The 15,759-nt window shown below is 45.5% G+C and carries 15 protein-coding genes; 3 read left to right on the forward strand and 12 right to left on the reverse strand.

Features of this window, described 5'->3' with window-relative positions; translation table 11 throughout:
- Window positions 1-18: 18 nt before the first annotated feature.
- Complete coding sequence (yacG, locus tag D5I41_RS19785) at window positions 19-213, forward strand: DNA gyrase inhibitor YacG (RefSeq protein WP_119011287.1); 195 nt, start codon at window positions 19-21, stop codon at window positions 211-213.
- A gap of 308 nt (window positions 214-521) precedes the next feature.
- On the opposite strand, the gene rplS is transcribed toward yacG, so the two are convergent.
- From rplS to ffh, 5 genes are all read right to left on the reverse strand, one after another.
- Window positions 522-875, reverse strand: coding sequence for a 50S ribosomal protein L19 (gene rplS, locus D5I41_RS19790; protein WP_017027439.1), 354 nt, complete (start codon window positions 873-875; stop codon window positions 522-524).
- A gap of 41 nt (window positions 876-916) precedes the next feature.
- Window positions 917-1,675 carry a tRNA (guanosine(37)-N1)-methyltransferase TrmD gene (gene trmD / locus D5I41_RS19795; RefSeq protein ID WP_119011288.1) on the reverse strand — a complete coding sequence of 253 codons (759 nt, stop codon included), beginning with the start codon at window positions 1,673-1,675 and terminating at the stop codon, window positions 917-919.
- 21 nt (window positions 1,676-1,696) lie between these two features.
- The gene (gene rimM / locus D5I41_RS19800; RefSeq protein ID WP_119011289.1) at window positions 1,697-2,227 is read right to left on the reverse strand and encodes a ribosome maturation factor RimM; all 531 of its coding nucleotides are present in this window, start codon (window positions 2,225-2,227) and stop codon (window positions 1,697-1,699) included.
- Between the two features lie 32 nt (window positions 2,228-2,259).
- Window positions 2,260-2,508, reverse strand: coding sequence for a 30S ribosomal protein S16 (rpsP, locus tag D5I41_RS19805; RefSeq protein WP_017027436.1), 249 nt, complete (start codon window positions 2,506-2,508; stop codon window positions 2,260-2,262).
- A gap of 241 nt (window positions 2,509-2,749) precedes the next feature.
- Window positions 2,750-4,141 (reverse strand): signal recognition particle protein, encoded by a 1,392-nt coding sequence (ffh, locus tag D5I41_RS19810; RefSeq protein ID WP_017027435.1) that lies wholly within the window; start codon window positions 4,139-4,141, stop codon window positions 2,750-2,752.
- 150 nt (window positions 4,142-4,291) lie between these two features.
- On the opposite strand from ffh, the gene D5I41_RS19815 reads away from it, so the two are divergent.
- Window positions 4,292-5,086 carry a cytochrome C assembly family protein gene (locus D5I41_RS19815; RefSeq protein ID WP_119011290.1) on the forward strand — a complete coding sequence of 265 codons (795 nt, stop codon included), beginning with the start codon at window positions 4,292-4,294 and terminating at the stop codon, window positions 5,084-5,086.
- Window positions 5,087-5,161: 75 nt separating this feature from the next.
- Window positions 5,162-6,424, forward strand: coding sequence for an HlyC/CorC family transporter (locus tag D5I41_RS19820; protein ID WP_119011291.1), 1,263 nt, complete (start codon window positions 5,162-5,164; stop codon window positions 6,422-6,424).
- A 70-nt stretch (window positions 6,425-6,494) separates the two neighbouring features.
- Here the strand turns inward: D5I41_RS19820 and luxS are convergent, their stop codons facing one another.
- The 7 genes from luxS to D5I41_RS19855 all read right to left on the reverse strand — a co-directional run bounded on the left by luxS (window position 6,495) and on the right by D5I41_RS19855 (window position 15,490).
- Window positions 6,495-7,010 carry an S-ribosylhomocysteine lyase gene (gene luxS / locus D5I41_RS19825; protein WP_017027430.1) on the reverse strand — a complete coding sequence of 172 codons (516 nt, stop codon included), beginning with the start codon at window positions 7,008-7,010 and terminating at the stop codon, window positions 6,495-6,497.
- 16 nt (window positions 7,011-7,026) lie between these two features.
- A complete protein-coding gene (gene gshA / locus D5I41_RS19830; RefSeq protein ID WP_162892869.1) occupies window positions 7,027-8,598 on the reverse strand; it encodes a glutamate--cysteine ligase in 1,572 nt (523 codons plus the stop codon).
- Window positions 8,599-8,696: 98 nt separating this feature from the next.
- Window positions 8,697-11,585, reverse strand: a complete 2,889-nt coding sequence (locus tag D5I41_RS19835) for a M16 family metallopeptidase (RefSeq protein WP_119011293.1) — start codon at window positions 11,583-11,585, stop codon at window positions 8,697-8,699.
- 9 nt (window positions 11,586-11,594) lie between these two features.
- Window positions 11,595-12,050 carry a YqaA family protein gene (locus D5I41_RS19840; protein WP_119011294.1) on the reverse strand — a complete coding sequence of 152 codons (456 nt, stop codon included), beginning with the start codon at window positions 12,048-12,050 and terminating at the stop codon, window positions 11,595-11,597.
- Between the two features lie 217 nt (window positions 12,051-12,267).
- Window positions 12,268-13,398, reverse strand: a complete 1,131-nt coding sequence (locus tag D5I41_RS19845) for a sodium ion-translocating decarboxylase subunit beta (protein WP_017029620.1) — start codon at window positions 13,396-13,398, stop codon at window positions 12,268-12,270.
- A 14-nt stretch (window positions 13,399-13,412) separates the two neighbouring features.
- Window positions 13,413-15,197 (reverse strand): sodium-extruding oxaloacetate decarboxylase subunit alpha, encoded by a 1,785-nt coding sequence (gene oadA, locus D5I41_RS19850; RefSeq protein ID WP_119011295.1) that lies wholly within the window; start codon window positions 15,195-15,197, stop codon window positions 13,413-13,415.
- 29 nt (window positions 15,198-15,226) lie between these two features.
- On the reverse strand, window positions 15,227-15,490 hold the full coding sequence (locus D5I41_RS19855) for an oxaloacetate decarboxylase subunit gamma (protein ID WP_017029622.1): 264 nt from the start codon (window positions 15,488-15,490) through the stop codon (window positions 15,227-15,229).
- Window positions 15,491-15,759 lie beyond the last annotated feature (269 nt).

Below are 15,759 nucleotides of genomic sequence, written 5' to 3' on the forward strand. Positions count from 1 at the left end.
TACCGTAAGAGATAAAGAATGAAAAAGATTACCATCGTACCCTGCCCAAACTGTGGCGCAGACGTAGAGTGGGGAGAACAAAGCCCACATCGCCCATTTTGCAGCAAGAAATGCCAGATGATTGACTTCGGTGAATGGGCAGATGAAGAGAACTCTATCCCCGGTGCGCCAGATATGTCAGACAGTGATGGATGGTCAGAAGACCAATACTAAGCCAAAGGTTTAGAGTGATTAGCTGTTAGCTTCAAGCAGTCAGACAGAGTTGCATCTTTCGCACCGTCATCCTGAACTTGATTCAGGATCTTAGAGCTAACAGAACTCAAAGCAGATAGATATTTTCTCGGATTAATAGCGCAGGCATTTCCATTGAGTACAGGGCGAAGACGCGCACTGTACTGCGGCACATGAGCATCGACAACGCAGTAAACATTTGCGATAACCCGCTATAGCTCGAGAAAACTGAAAACAAAAAAAGGAGACCTAAAGGTCTCCTTTTTTCTTATGAGAAATGCAGGTTTGCATTACTTCTTAGTAAGTTTCTCTTTAATACGAGCTGACTTACCAGAACGCTCACGTAGGTAGTACAACTTGGCACGACGTACTGCACCACGGCGTTTAACTTCAATGCTATCAACCATTGGAGAGTGAGTTTGGAATGCACGCTCAACACCTTCACCGTTCGAGATTTTACGAACTGTGAATGCAGAGTGTAGACCACGGTTACGAATAGCGATTACAACGCCTTCGAATGCCTGTAGACGCTCACGGTCGCCTTCTTTTACCTTAACCTGAACTACAACAGTATCACCTGGTGCGAATTTAGGAAGGTCTGTTTTCATTTGCTCTTGCTCAAGAGCGTTGATGATATTACTCATGTTTCTATACCCTAGAATAAACTGAATCTAAATTTAATAGGTTACTTGCTGTCTTTATTCGTGCGCTTTCGCTCCATCACGAACTCGGCAAGTAAGTGTTCCTGTTCGTCAGTCAGAGCTAGGTTTTCCAGCATCTCTGGCCTTCTTAGCCAAGTACGGCCTAACGATTGTTTCAATCGCCAGCGACGAATGTCCTTGTGGTTTCCAGATTTTAGTACCGCTGGTACCTCTTTTCCATCTAACACTTCAGGACGCGTATAGTGGGGACAATCCAGTAATCCATTTGCAAAGGAGTCTTCCTCTGCTGACGCAAAATCGCCTAGTACACCCGGTATAAACCTTGATACTGAGTCGATTAAGGTCATGGCTGGTAATTCACCACCTGTCATCACAAAATCTCCAATTGACCATTCTTCGTCAACCTCAGATTGTATGATGCGCTCATCTACCCCTTCATAGCGACCGCAAATAAGAAGCAAGTTCTCGTTTGTTGCCAACTCTTCTACGCCTTGCTGGTCGAGTTTACGACCTTGAGGGCTAAGATAGATAACCTTCGTCTTTCCAGGAGCTGCTTGTTTGGCAGTCTGAATGGCATCGCGCAAAGGCTGTACCATCATCAACATACCAGGGCCGCCCCCGTAGGGTCTATCATCGACAGTGCGATGTTTGTCTTGTGTAAAATCGCGGGGATTCCACGTTTCTACCGACAAAAGACCTTTTTTAACCGCTTGACCTGTTACACCAAAATCAGTGACAGAGCGGAACATTTCTGGAAACAGGCTTATTACGCCAACCCACATAGTTCACTCTCTAATTTTGATTTAAAAGGCAGGATCCCAGTCAACTTCGATCCGTTGAGCTTCGCGATCAACTTTGATGATCACTTGCTCTTCAAGGAACGGAATTAATCGTTCCTTTTGGCCAAAAGCATCTTTCAAATTAGCTTTCACAACCAAAACATCGTTTGAACCCGTCTCGAGCATGTCCGAGACTTCGCCTAGATCATAACCTTTAGTGGTTACAACCTTCATTCCAAACAATTCACGCCAGTAGAATTCTTCTTCTGACAGTTCAGGTAATGAAGATGGGGCTACAGAGATTTCAAAGTTGGTCAACAGGTGTGCATCTTCACGTACATCAAGACCTTCCAGCTTACACACATAACCTTTGTTATGACGCTTCCAGCTTTCTACTTTGTGCTCAACCCATGTCCCCTTGTGGTTCAAGAACCAAGGGCTGTAATTGAAAATGTTTTCGGCATCGTCTGTAAAGGAATGAACTTTAAGCCAACCACGAATGCCATAAGTAGCGCCGAGCTTTCCTACAACAATTTTTTCGTCTTGTTCACTCATTCATTCTTTTCCTTACATCAAGATTTTGCTGATTAAGCCGCTTTTTGAGCGTCTTTAACTAGCTTAGCTACGCGGTCAGAAACTGTAGCACCTTGTGAAACCCAGTGGTTCACACGGTCTAGGTCTAGACGTAGACCTTCTTCTTGACCTTGAGCTGTAGGGTTGAAGAAACCTACTTTCTCGATGAAACGACCTGTAGCTGCGCGACGGCTGTCTGCTACTACGATTTGATAAAATGGACGCTTTTTAGCGCCGTGACGTGCCAAACGAATGGTAACCATGTCGTCCTCTTTGCTTTCTCAATAAAATAATTAACCCCAGACTACTCTTAGAGTTGCATGGGGTCTCGTGCCAAAATAAAGCTAGCGAATTTTACTCTTATTCCCAGTCTTTGCAAGGACTTTAGCTACTTTTTAGACAACTAATTGAATGTGAGCTAGTTAACAACTTGAAATAAAAAGGCTCTATCTAAATAGAGCCTAGAAATTACAGCGATTAGCTTTGAGCTTTCAGCGGTGGAGCCTATCGGCCGAATGGACCACCCATTCCGCCCATTCCGCCGCCACCCATGCCGCCCATCATGCCTTGCATGTTACGCATCATGCCGCGCATTCCACCTTTCTGCATTTTCTTCATCATCTTCTGCATCTGAGTGAACTGCTTTAGTAAGCGGTTTACGTCTTGTACCTGGGTGCCTGAACCTGCAGCGATACGCTTCTTGCGAGAGCCTTTGATTAGCTCAGGGCGCAGACGCTCTTTCATGGTCATTGAGCTGATGATGGCTTCCATCTGCTTGAACATCTTGTCATCTACCTTATCTTTCATATTGTCAGGTAGATTACCCATGCCAGGCAGTTTGCCCATCATGCCTGCCATGCCGCCCATGTTCTCCATTTGGCCTAGTTGTTCACGGAAGTCTTCAAGGTCAAAGCCTTTCTTCTCCTTGAACTTCTTCGCCATCTTTTCTGCTTTATCGGTATCTACGTTACGCTGTAGATCTTCGATAAGAGAAAGAACATCACCCATGCCAAGGATACGAGAAGCAACTCGATCGGGATGGAAAGGTTCTAGAGCATCAGTTTTTTCACCTACACCCAAGAACTTAATTGGTTTGCCCGTTATGTGTTTAACCGATAGAGCCGCACCACCACGTGCATCACCATCAACCTTAGTTAGAATCACACCGGTTAGTGGCAGTGCATCGCCAAATGCTTTTGCTGTATTTGCCGCATCTTGACCCGTCATGGCATCAACGACAAATAGCGTTTCAACAGGATTAATCGCAGAATGAAGCTGCTTGATCTCTCCCATCATTTCTTCATCGATGGCTAGACGACCTGCGGTATCCACCAATAGTACGTCGTAGAATTTCTTCTTCGCATGGTCGATAGCCGCATTAGCGATATCTAGAGGCTTTTGGTCTGCGCTTGATGGGAAGAAATCCACACCGACATCAGAGGCTAACGTCTCTAGCTGTTTGATCGCTGCAGGACGATAGACATCGGCAGAAACAACCAATACTTTTTTCTTATCACGCTCAGAAAGAAGTTTAGAAAGCTTACCTACACTGGTGGTTTTACCCGCACCTTGTAGACCTGCCATTAATACTACAGCCGGTGGCTGAGCCGCTAGGTTGAGACCTTCATTGGACTCCCCCATTACAGCTTCTAATTCAGACTGAACAATTTTAATGAACTCTTGGCCTGGAGTGAGAGATTTAGATACCTCTACACCTACCGCCCCCTCTTTAACACGCTTGATGAAATCGCGTACTACAGGAAGGGCGACATCCGCCTCTAAAAGCGCCATGCGAACTTCACGCAGCGTCTCTTTTATATTGTCTTCGGTCAGACGACCTTTACCGCTGATGTTCTTCAGCGTCTTGGATAATCGTTCTGTTAAGTTATCAAACATCGTGCTCTCTTCGCGTTGAATTGCGATTAATTACTCGAAGTATACCCCACAGCTACTATTTACAAAACCATGCGCAATAAGTACATAGCCAGTAATGTGGTATTGGGTGTATAATTTCCTTTTAAATCCAAATACTAATGTCGACTAAATATGGACTTTGTGGTTGTTATCCTAGCCGTACTTTTATACCTAACGGCGACCTTTCTTATTCTTCCTGGGCTATTACGTCAGTCGGAAATTAATAAAAAGGTAGTTTTAGGCATAGCGTTTGTTGCTTTGATCCTGCACTTTTCAACGTTGGTTGAGGGTATCTTTGCGCCCTACGGGCAAAACATGAGTATTCTCAATGTCGCCTCATTGGTGAGTAGTATCATCTCACTAGTGCTGACCTTGGCTATGTTTAAAACTCGCTTGTGGTTTTTACTGCCCATCGCGTATGGATTTTCTTGCCTTAGCCTTGTTGCTGCCGAATTTGTTCCGGGTACCTTTATTACCCACTTCGAGCATTCACCAGGCTTAATTGTTCACATTACGCTGGCTCTGTTTTCGTATGCCACTTTGATGATTGCGGCTTTGTATGCGATGCAACTGGCTTGGCTTGATTTCAAGCTAAAACAAAAAACTTCTCAAGCATTAAACCCTAACCTACCTCCTTTAATGAAGGTGGAGCGCCAACTTTTCAATATCATTTTGATCGGAAATGGCTTACTTACTCTCACATTGATGAGTGGCCCGCTATTTGTTGAAGACTTTTTAAGTAGTGGCAAAACTCACAAAGCCTTGCTGTCCTTTATCGCTTGGCTGGTATTCAACGTGTTATTGTGGGGGCATTATAAGCTGGGATGGCGTGGTAAAAAGGTCACTTGGTTTTCAATTATCGGGGCGTTTTTGCTGACCCTTGCCTACTTTGGCAGTCGATTTGTACGTGAGATCATACTGACCTAATCGCCACACATGGTTGACAGTTGCTGGTAAATCATTCATTAATTGAAAAGAGCTAATTAAAAGGACTCATTTAATTTGGACGACATATCAACCGGGGTACTGTTTACCCTCCTTGCATGTCTTATCATTATATCAGGCTACTTTTCAGGTTCAGAGACTGGGATGATGTCCCTGAATCGTTATAGATTAAAGCACCTTTCAAATCAGGGGCATAAGGGAGCGCGTCGTGTAGAGAAGCTCCTTACCCGCCCCGACCGCTTAATCGGCCTTATTCTTATTGGCAACAACCTCGTTAATATTTTGGCATCTGCTATCGCTACCATACTCGGCATGCGTTTGTACGGCGATATCGGTGTAGCGATTGCCACAGGTATCCTCACCTTAGTGGTGCTCGTTTTCGCAGAAGTAACACCTAAAACCCTCGCAGCCATGTATCCTGAGCGCGTCTCCTACACCAGCAGTATTTTATTAAAGATACTGATGAAATTACTGTCACCTCTGGTCATTCTGGTTAACTTTATTACCAATGGTTTTTTGAGGCTATTAGGCATCAAGGGCATAAGCAATAAGTCTGATCACCTTAGTTCTGAGGAGCTACGAACAGTCGTGAACGAAGCGGGTAGCTTGATACCTAGCCGCCACCAAGACATGCTGGTCTCCATTTTAGATCTCGAAAACGTTACCGTGAACGATATTATGGTGCCGCGAAATGAGATTACTGGTATTGATGTTAATGATGATTGGAAGTCTATTGTTCGTCAGCTGACCCACTCCCCTCATGGCCGAGTGGTTCTATACCGCGACCAAATCGATGAGGTTGTAGGTATGGTTCGTCTGCGCGAAGCGTATCGATTGATGCTAGAGAAGAATGAGTTCAATAAGCAAAACCTACTAAAGTCTGCTGATGAGATTTATTTCATTCCTGAGGCGACTCCACTCAATGTGCAACTCATAAAGTTTCAACGCAATAAAGAGCGTATTGGATTAGTTGTCGATGAGTATGGCGACATCATTGGCTTGGTCACCCTAGAAGATATCTTAGAAGAAATCGTAGGAGAGTTTACGACATCGATGGCGCCTAGCCTTGCCGAAGAAATCACGCCGCAGCCTGATGGTAGTTACCTTATAGAAGGCAGTGCAAACATCAGAGACATCAACAAAGGGTTGCAGTGGGATTTACCGACCGATGGACCAAGAACGCTTAATGGACTCATACTAGAGCACCTACAAGACCTTCCTGAAACTCACATCAGTGTTATGGTGGCCGAGCACAATATGGAAGTTATCGATTTTTCAGAAAACAAAATCAAGATGGTGAAGGTTCATCCCATTCGGTAATTCGCGATTTTGCACCCACTAGAAACCAAAAAGGCTCCCAAAGGAGCCTTTTTATTAGCAAACAGTAACACTACACCTTAAGCGTTTGTAGCATCTCTTCAGGCAGAGCAAGTTCATCATTTTTGTTCACTGATACACCCGCTTCTAAAATAGCGCTAGCAATGGCTTTCGCTTCTTCTAGAGAGTGCATATCTGCAGTACCACATTGATACTCATTCAGCTCAGGGATCTTGTTTTGTCCCTCAACCTTAAGTACGTCTTCCATTGATGCAACCCATGCAGTCGCTACATCAGATTCTGATGGCGTACCAATCAGGCTCATGTAAAAGCCTGTGCGACACCCCATTGGAGAGATATCGATGATCTCAACTGAGTCACCATTTAGGTGGTTACGCATGAAACCTGCGTAAAGGTGCTCAAGTGTATGAATCCCTCTTTCTGAAAGGATGTCTTTGTTTGGTTGAGTGAAGCGAAGGTCGAATACTGTAATAGTATCGCCACTTGGAGTTTGCATCGTTTTTGCCACACGCACTGCTGGTGCATTCATTTTGGTGTGGTCAACTGTAAAACTGTCTAATAGGGGCATAATCGGCTCTCCAAGGTTATTTCAGATACGCGAAGTATTCTTCTAAGTATTGTTCAAAATCTACCGAATCGGCAGCTTCAATTTGTTGTTGTTTATTCACAGAGTTCGCGACTTCTTGATCCATCGCTTGCTGAGAATAAACACTGTAATTGTGTTGACGGTACTGCTGCTGATAGCGATCGCCCAACTGCATACCGAACTGGCCATTTCCGCCTTTTTCTTTTACTTCAGCAAGCATTTTACCAGACAGGGTTAACTCTGGTTCATCAATCCAATCACGCAGTTCGTTGCAAACATCTTGATAACCCGTACTGCCGTTGGCTTCATCCATCACCTTGGCAATCTCTTCAAACTGATCAAAGATGCGATGCACCCATTGTTGCAAGGTGAGCTTTTCACCATCACAGCCAATCGTCAGATAGACCCCCTTGCGTCGGCCTTCGGTGATCACTGAATTCCAGTTGTGTTTCCAGCAATTTAGCTCACAGTCATCCATTGGGTCGGATTCTGTCAGCGCACACCAGGTCAAGAAGATATCAAGGAAACGGATCTGACGCTCGCTAATGCCCACCGGGTTAAACGGGTTGACGTCTAGTGCTCGGATCTCAATGTATTCAACACCGCCACGCTCAAGCGCCTCTGAGGGTTTTTCACCACTCTTCGCAACTCGTTTAGGTCTGATAGGTGCGTAAAGCTCATTTTCTATCTGCAGAACATTGCTGTTTAGCTGCTTAAACTGACCATCTTCTTTAACGCCAATCTTAGAGAACTTTTCTGAAGGCTTGCGAATCGATCGATTCAAGCCTTCTAGATACTCACCGACGCTATTGAAGCTTATCTTTAGCTCGCTTTGCTCACTGTTGGTATAACCTAAGTCGCTCATGCGCAAAGAGGTAGCATAAGGCAGGTACAAGGTGCCAGTGCCTTCTAGCTTTTCAAACGGCAGGTCTGTTTCACGACCTTGAATAAAGGTTTCACAGATAGCTGGAGATGCACCAAAGAAGTAAGGGATCAACCAGCCAAAGCGATAGTAATTTCGAATCAATCCAAAGTAAGCATCGGACTTAGAGTCTTGACGCTGCTGCGCGTCTTGCTCGCCATATAGACTGTCCCAAAAACTCTCAGGAAACGAAAAGTTAAAATGAACCCCAGAGATAATCTGCATCAAGCTTCCATAGCGATGCTTCAGTCCCTGACGGTAAAGGGTTTTCATTTGGCCTGAGTTAGAAGAACCATACTGTGCAAGAGCAATATCATCTTCATCAGCGACAGCGCACGGCATAGACAAAGGCCATAACTGCTCTTGGTCTAGCTTGCTATGAGCGTAGTGATGGATATCCTGCAATTGAGATAGCAGAGTAGGGATATCATTTGAAACAGGAGTAATAAACTCCATCAGTGATTCTGAGAAGTCAGTAGTAATCCACTCATGGGTCAGAGGAGAGCCCAAGCTTTCTGGATGAGGGGTTGTTGCTATGTGGCCATCGGGTTTATAGCGAAGCGTTTCTCGCTCCACGCCGCGTCCATACTGCGTAAATACCTGCTTATTAGCAGCCACCTGTGCTAGGCGGTTAGAAAATATAGTCAAAACAAGGCCACTTTTATTTTTAGAGAGTATTCTCTCAATAGACAGCCCTGCACTTGAGAACAAGCACAGGGCATACAACTACCCCATAAATGGGTCGACTAAGGCGCAATTTCAAGTGTTTGAATAGGGAAATTTAGCGTCTTAAGTTGAGGCATTAGCTGTTTCGCATCTCCGACAACAATAATTTGATAATCGGCTGGATCAAACCACTTACTCGCCATTTCGTTGAGCGTCTCTTTTGATACGTCAGCAACAATATTATTGCGCACGGCCAGATAGTCATGATCCAAGCTGTAGGTCAGTATTGAGCTTAACAAATAGGCTTTCTGCCCAGGCGTTTCATACTTGAGCGCGTCTTGTTGCCCAACCGCTAGCCGCATGAATTCAATTTCTTTATCAGTAAAGCCCTCTTTTGCAGCACTGTCCATTTCTTTGATCAGTTCTTTAATCGCAGGTGCGGTTGAATCCGCTCTGACTTGAGCGGTTGCAACGACAGCCCCGATCTCCCTATTTGCTGAAATGTAGCTACTTGCTCCGTAGGTGTAACCCTTATCTTCACGCAAGTTTTGATTGATTCGGCTGTTAAAGTTACCACCTAGATTAAAGTTAGCCAGTTGAGTGAGGTAACTCTCACCCGTGGCATCAAACGGCAGTCCTCTGCGAACTAGTCGCACTGCTGTTTGAGGTGTTCCCGGCTTGTCGACCAAAAATAGCGTTTGCTCTCCCATTTCTGGCAGACGGCGCTGGCGCAGCATCGGCGGTGTTTCGCCCTGCCACTCTTGTAAACTATCAAGCTCTTTGCGCACTTGTTTCTCAGACAAGTCACCGACTACTAAGATCTGCGTGCCCTTTGGCGTGTAGTACTTATCATAAAAGGCTTTTACATCATCCAAGCTTAAGCTTTTCACAGAAGCCATAGTGCCCGATGCAGAGCGTCCATAAATGGTGTCGCCGTAAAGCACTTGTCTTGTTGCCTGAGAGGCTAACCAACTTGGAGTTTGATGCTCGTAAACAATCCCTTCTAACATCTGGCGCTTCACGCGCTCAAAGTCTTCTTCTTTCAGTAGTGGATTGAACAGCGCATTTTCAACCAGCTCCATTGTGGCAGTGAAGTTTTTGCTCAAGCTCGAAATCGTCAGAGTTGTATTGTACTGACCGGCACTGAGTGAAGCGCTACTCCCCAGTTTGTCCAATTCAGCAGTGAGCTCTTCACTGGTTAGGGTCTTATCCCCCTCTGAGACCATTGATGCGGTTAGGCTAGCCAGCCCTTCTTTGCCAACTGGGGCATAGCGATTACCCGCAGGCATCTTGATCTGCATAACAACGGTAGGAGTTTCCGATGTTTCACTGCCCAGTACTTCAATATCATTGTTTAAGTGGAATGAATAAAGCTCAGGCATAGTACCGGTGACCGCAGACTGCACTTGCGGCATAACCGAGCGATCAAACGTATCATTCACGAAGCGATAATCGAGTTCGCTCTCTTCGATCTTCTGGTGTTCAGGCAATGTTCTTGGCGGCGTTTCAAAGGTCGCTGTCTTAGCCGCTAGCTCAAGTTTACCGCGAGGAACTACCGACAAGGTCACCTTGTGCTTATTGTCGATAAACTCTTGATATACTTTGAAAATAGACTCTGGTGTCACCTTACGTAAGCGCTCAAGTTCAATCTGCAGACGATCAGGTTGCTGATAGAAGGTCTCATTTGACGCCAATTGCGTCACCTTGCCACGCACACTCTGCAGGGCAAAGATTGAGCTTGATTCTGCGCTGCCTACGATTTGTTGTAGCGAATCAGGGTTGATATCTGCAAGCTGTAAATTCTCAATGATGTCATACACCTCATCGTACAAAGGCGTTAAATCGGCTCGCTTACTAGAGTCGGCCATTACGTAGACATAAAAATTACAAGCTAGCTCAGTACATTGATGGAACGCCCCTGCATCAAGCGCTTTTTCCGTCTTGACGAGTTTTTGGTAAAGAATACTATTTCGTCCGCTCCCTAATACCTTTGCTAATACGTCAAGGTCAGCATTGCGCGCTTCCCCTTGGTAAGTCGTTGGCCACCCCATGATAAGCATTGGCTGTTGGATCATACGATCTTCAAGGGTAACGTAGCGATCTTCATTGAGGATTGCCGGTTGCTTAGGTTGTGCCTCGACTTCTGGACCTCGAGGAATTGGACCAAAGTACTTCTCTACCCATTCGAGCACCTGTTCTGTCTCAAAATCACCACCTATGGTCAAAACCGCATTGTTCGGACCATACCAACGTAAGAAGAAGGCTTTAAGATCATTCACATCGACCTTATCTAAGTCTTCAACATAACCAATGGTCTGCCATGAGTAAGGATGCCCTTCCGGATACATAGCCTCCCCCATTTTTTCCCACATTAAGCCATACGGGCGGTTATCATAATTTTGAGCTCGCTCATTTTTAACAGTATCGCGTTGTATCTCGAATTTATGTTGCGAGACAGCCTCTAGCAAAAAGCCCATACGGTCGGACTCAAGCCAAAGCATCTTCTCCAGCTGGTTCGATGGCACAGTTTCAAAGTAATTGGTGCGGTCACGGTTAGTCGTACCGTTCAGAGAACCGCCAGCTTCGGTGATGATCTTAAAGTGTTGCTGATCTGCCACATGTTTTGATCCTTGAAACATCATGTGTTCAAAGAAGTGGGCGAAACCAGATTTACCAATTTCCTCTCTCGCTGACCCTACATGATAGGTCACATCAACATGGACCAAGGGATCCGAGTTATCGGGCGCTAAGATTAAGGTTAATCCATTGGCGAGTTTGTATTTGGAATAGGCGATCGAGGCCTTGCCTGGTGTTGCATCGACTTTTTCAACTAACTGAATAGCTGAATCATTTGATGTTGATTCAACGGTACTCTCTTGAGTCGAGCAAGCCGCCAATAGAGTCACGGCTGTCAGCGTGCCCACAAGCTTATACTTGGACAATGACAGGTTGAGACGAGATAAGATCATTGTTATTCCTTATAGATTACCCAGCCCAGTGTATAACCCTACTAGTACCGCATAACGAACCAGTTTTCCTAGGGCTATCAACACCAAACAGGGAAGAAAGCGCATTCGAAGCCACCCAGCAGCTAAACACAAAGGGTCACCAATAACGGGAGCCCAGCTAAACAATAGACTCCAATAGCCATATTTTTGTAACCAAGCTATGGCTTTGTGACCGTGTTTTTCTTGTTGAGTTCGATTTGGTATCCACAAACCCAGCCAATAGTTGGTTAAACCGCCGAGAGTGTTCCCTAACGTAGCCACCATCAAGATGCTAAAAATTGAATATTGATTAAGGCTCAGTGTAGCGATGAGCGCCGCTTCTGAACCACCAGGAAGTAGCGTTGCACTCAAGAATCCGGTTGCAAACAGTAAGGTTAGAGCCGAGTCTGCGAACCAAACACCGAGCTGAGAAAACACAGCATCCATTAGTTTACGGTCTCAAAACAACAAGCATTAACAAGGTATACGTTACGAGTAAACGAGATAAGCCATAAAGGCATAGTTTTCTGACCATTTGAGATGCATATCGTTACATATTACCGACAATTCTCTGGAATATCATTGTTTTGCTGTCAGAGATAAGTGAAAAAAAAGGATGCAAAAATGCATCCTTTTCTCAATATAAAAAATGATTAGTCCAAGATCATCCCACTAGAGCCAGTAGGATACCAGCAGCGACTGCCGAGCCTAGTACACCCGCTACGTTCGGGCCCATAGCATGCATTAATAAGAAGTTCTGAGGATTTGCCTGCAGACCGACCTTGTTAACCACGCGAGCCGCCATTGGAACCGCAGAGACACCTGCTGCACCAATGAGTGGGTTTATGTCTTCTTTAGACACCTTATTCAGCAACTTAGCCATCAATACGCCACCCGCAGTACCTATACTAAAGGCAACAGCGCCAAGACCAAGGATACCTAAGGTTTCGATGTTCAAGAACTTGTCCGCTTGCAACTTTGAGCCTACGCCAAGGCCTAAGAAGATGGTTACTATGTTGATGAGTTCGTTCTGAGCCGTTTTACTTAAACGATCCACAACACCCGCTTCACGCATCAGGTTTCCAAGACAGAACATTCCGACCAAAGGCGTTGCCGATGGCAAAAATAGAATGGTCATTAGCAGTACCCCTAGCGGGAAGAATACCTTCTCACCTTTACCCACATGACGTAGCTGCGCCATTTTAATAGTGCGCTCTTCAGGGGTGGTCAAAGCCTTCATGATCGGTGGCTGGATAATTGGAACCAATGCCATGTAGCTATAGGCAGAAACAGCGATAGCACCCAGTAAATCTGGAGACAATCGACTTGCCAAGAAGATAGCGGTTGGACCATCAGCACCACCGATAATGGCAATAGACGAGGCGTCCGCTAAGCTAAATTCCATACCCGGTACATAGTTAAGCAAGATAGCGCCAAACAAGGTCGCAAAGATACCAAACTGAGCCGCTGCGCCTAACCATAAGGTTTTAGGGTTCGCAATCAAGGCGCCAAAATCCGTCATCGCCCCTACGCCCATAAAGATAAGCAATGGGAATACCCCTGTTGAAATCCCTACCTCATAGACGTAGTACAGCAATCCACCTGGCTCGGTAAAGCCAGCATTGGGGATATTCGCTAGGATGGCACCAAAGCCAATTGGCAATAGCAGTAAGGGCTCAAAGCCCTTACGAATAGCAAGAAACAGCAGCCCGCAACCCACCAAGATCATGCAGATCTGGCCAAATTCAAAGTTAGCGATGCCCGTCTCTCTCCAGAGAGTAAGTAAACCGTCCATGTTGTATTGGTTCCTTACGCTAGGCTAAGTAGCGGTGAGCCAACAGAGACAGAATCACCTTCTTTCACATGCAAGCCTTGTACTACGCCACCTCGTGCCGCTCGTACTTCGGTTTCCATCTTCATTGCTTCTAGGATCAGTAGCACATCGCCTTCTTCAACCACAGCGCCACTCGACACATTCACTTTAAAGATATTACCAGCCAAAGGAGCTGGAACTTCTTCTGCATTGCTCGCCACAGGTGCTGCAACTGGCGCAGCCGCAGCGGTAGCTCCTGCTGGGGTTACAGAAGTCAGCTCTCCTTGAGGGCCCACTTGTACATCAAAGACCTGCCCATCGACTTTGACGCTGTAGGATTCTACTGTGGTATTAACACTTACAACCGGAGCGGGTTTTGTTTCTTCAACTTCAGTGCCCGGTACTGGTTCAAACATAGATGGGTTATGACGATTCTTAAGGAACTTAAGACCCACTTGAGGGAACAACGCATAGGTTAGTACATCATCTTCAATATCTTCAGCCAGTGAAATGTTTTCAGCTTTTGCTTTTTTCTGAAGATCCAGTGTCAAAGATTCAAACTCATCTTCTAGCTCATCCGCTGGGCGACACGTAATTGGCTGTGCACCGGCTAATACTTTCTGTTGTAGATCAGCATTTAACTCAGCTGGAGCTTTGCCGTACTCGCCCTTAAGGATGCCAGCTGTTTCTTTGGTAATGCTCTTATAGCGTTCACCCGTTAAGACGTTGATCACCGCTTGCGTACCCACAATTTGAGAGGTCGGTGTAACCAAAGGAATGTAGCCAAGGTCTTTACGTACGCGAGGAATTTCTTCTAAAACTTCATCTAAACGATCAGCAGCGCCCTGCTCTTTTAACTGGCCTTCCATGTTAGTGAGCATTCCGCCAGGAACCTGAGCAATCAAGATACGAGAATCAACGCCTTTCAACTGGCCTTCAAACTTCGCGTACTTCTTACGGACTTCTCGGAAGTAAGCCGCAATCGGTTCGATTTGGTCAAGTTTCAGGTTGGTATCACGCTCTGTGCCTTCTAACATCGCCACTACGGTTTCCGTTGGCGTATGGCCATAGGTGCAGCTCATCGACGAGATAGCGGTATCTAGGATATCTACGCCCGCCTCAACCGCTTTAACCGCAGTTGCTGTGCTCAAGCCTGTTGTCGCATGACAGTGAAGGGCTAATGGAACATCACACGCGTCTTTAATACGCGTAATCAGCTCTTCAGCCTCATAGGGCTTAAGTAGGCCTGACATGTCTTTAATACATAGAGAGTGACAACCTAGGTCTTCTAGACGCTTAGCGAGGTCAACCCAGGTATCAGAATTATGTACTGGGCTTGTTGTGTAAGAGAGGGTACCTTGAGCATGAGCGCCCACGTCGACCACTGACTTAACCGCTTTCTCGAAGTTACGCACGTCATTCATCGCATCAAAGACGCGGAATACATCCATACCGTTGGCATGAGCGCGTTCTACAAACTTTTCAACCACATCATCCGCGTAGTGACGGTAACCTAAGAGGTTTTGCCCACGCAGCAACATTTGCATTGGAGTATTGGGCATGGCTTTTTTAAGCTCACGCAAACGCTCCCATGGGTCTTCTCCAAGAAAGCGAATACACGAATCGAAGGTCGCTCCGCCCCAAGTTTCTAGTGACCAATAGCCAACTTTATCCAGTTCAGCTGCAATCGGCAGCATATCTTCTAGTCGCATACGGGTTGCGAATAAAGATTGATGCGCATCTCGCAGTACTACGTCTGTTATTGCAAGTGGTTTAGACATGCTCATTAACTCCTTTTAATTTTTGTTGTCTATTGGGCTACAGCTGAACGATGGCGATGCACAGCGGCCGAAATAGCGGCCACAATTTTTGGATCGACTCGATGGGTTGATTCAGCTTGAGTAACTTGTTTAAGATTTTGCGGGCTCACTGGTGCCACTGGTTGCTCTGCCGGAAGTAACTTCGACATCAAACGGACCACAAACACCAATAAAGTAAGAAAAAGAAAAACCATAGCCATACCAATGGCCATAATTGAGGCAGCTTCCGATAGCAAACCTGAGATGTTATCCATAATAAAATTCCCTTATTTGTCTTCCTGACAATTCGACGTTTTTACATCGAGCACCTGATTATCTAGATTGATGAAAATTTGTCAATTTTCTTTATACAGGTGCATGCAGGCAAACCATTGCATAGAAAGTATGCGAATTGAAGACAAAATACTGAGATCAGACCAGAATTTATCAAAAACACTTAGAAAACAGTGCCTTATGTAAAAAATAGGTTACAGGGATGATAATGGAATGTTATAAAAAAACCCCGCCGAAGCGAGGTTTTGTG

It is taken from the genome of Vibrio superstes (assembly GCF_003569005.1).
Lineage (GTDB): Bacteria > Pseudomonadota > Gammaproteobacteria > Enterobacterales > Vibrionaceae > Vibrio > Vibrio superstes.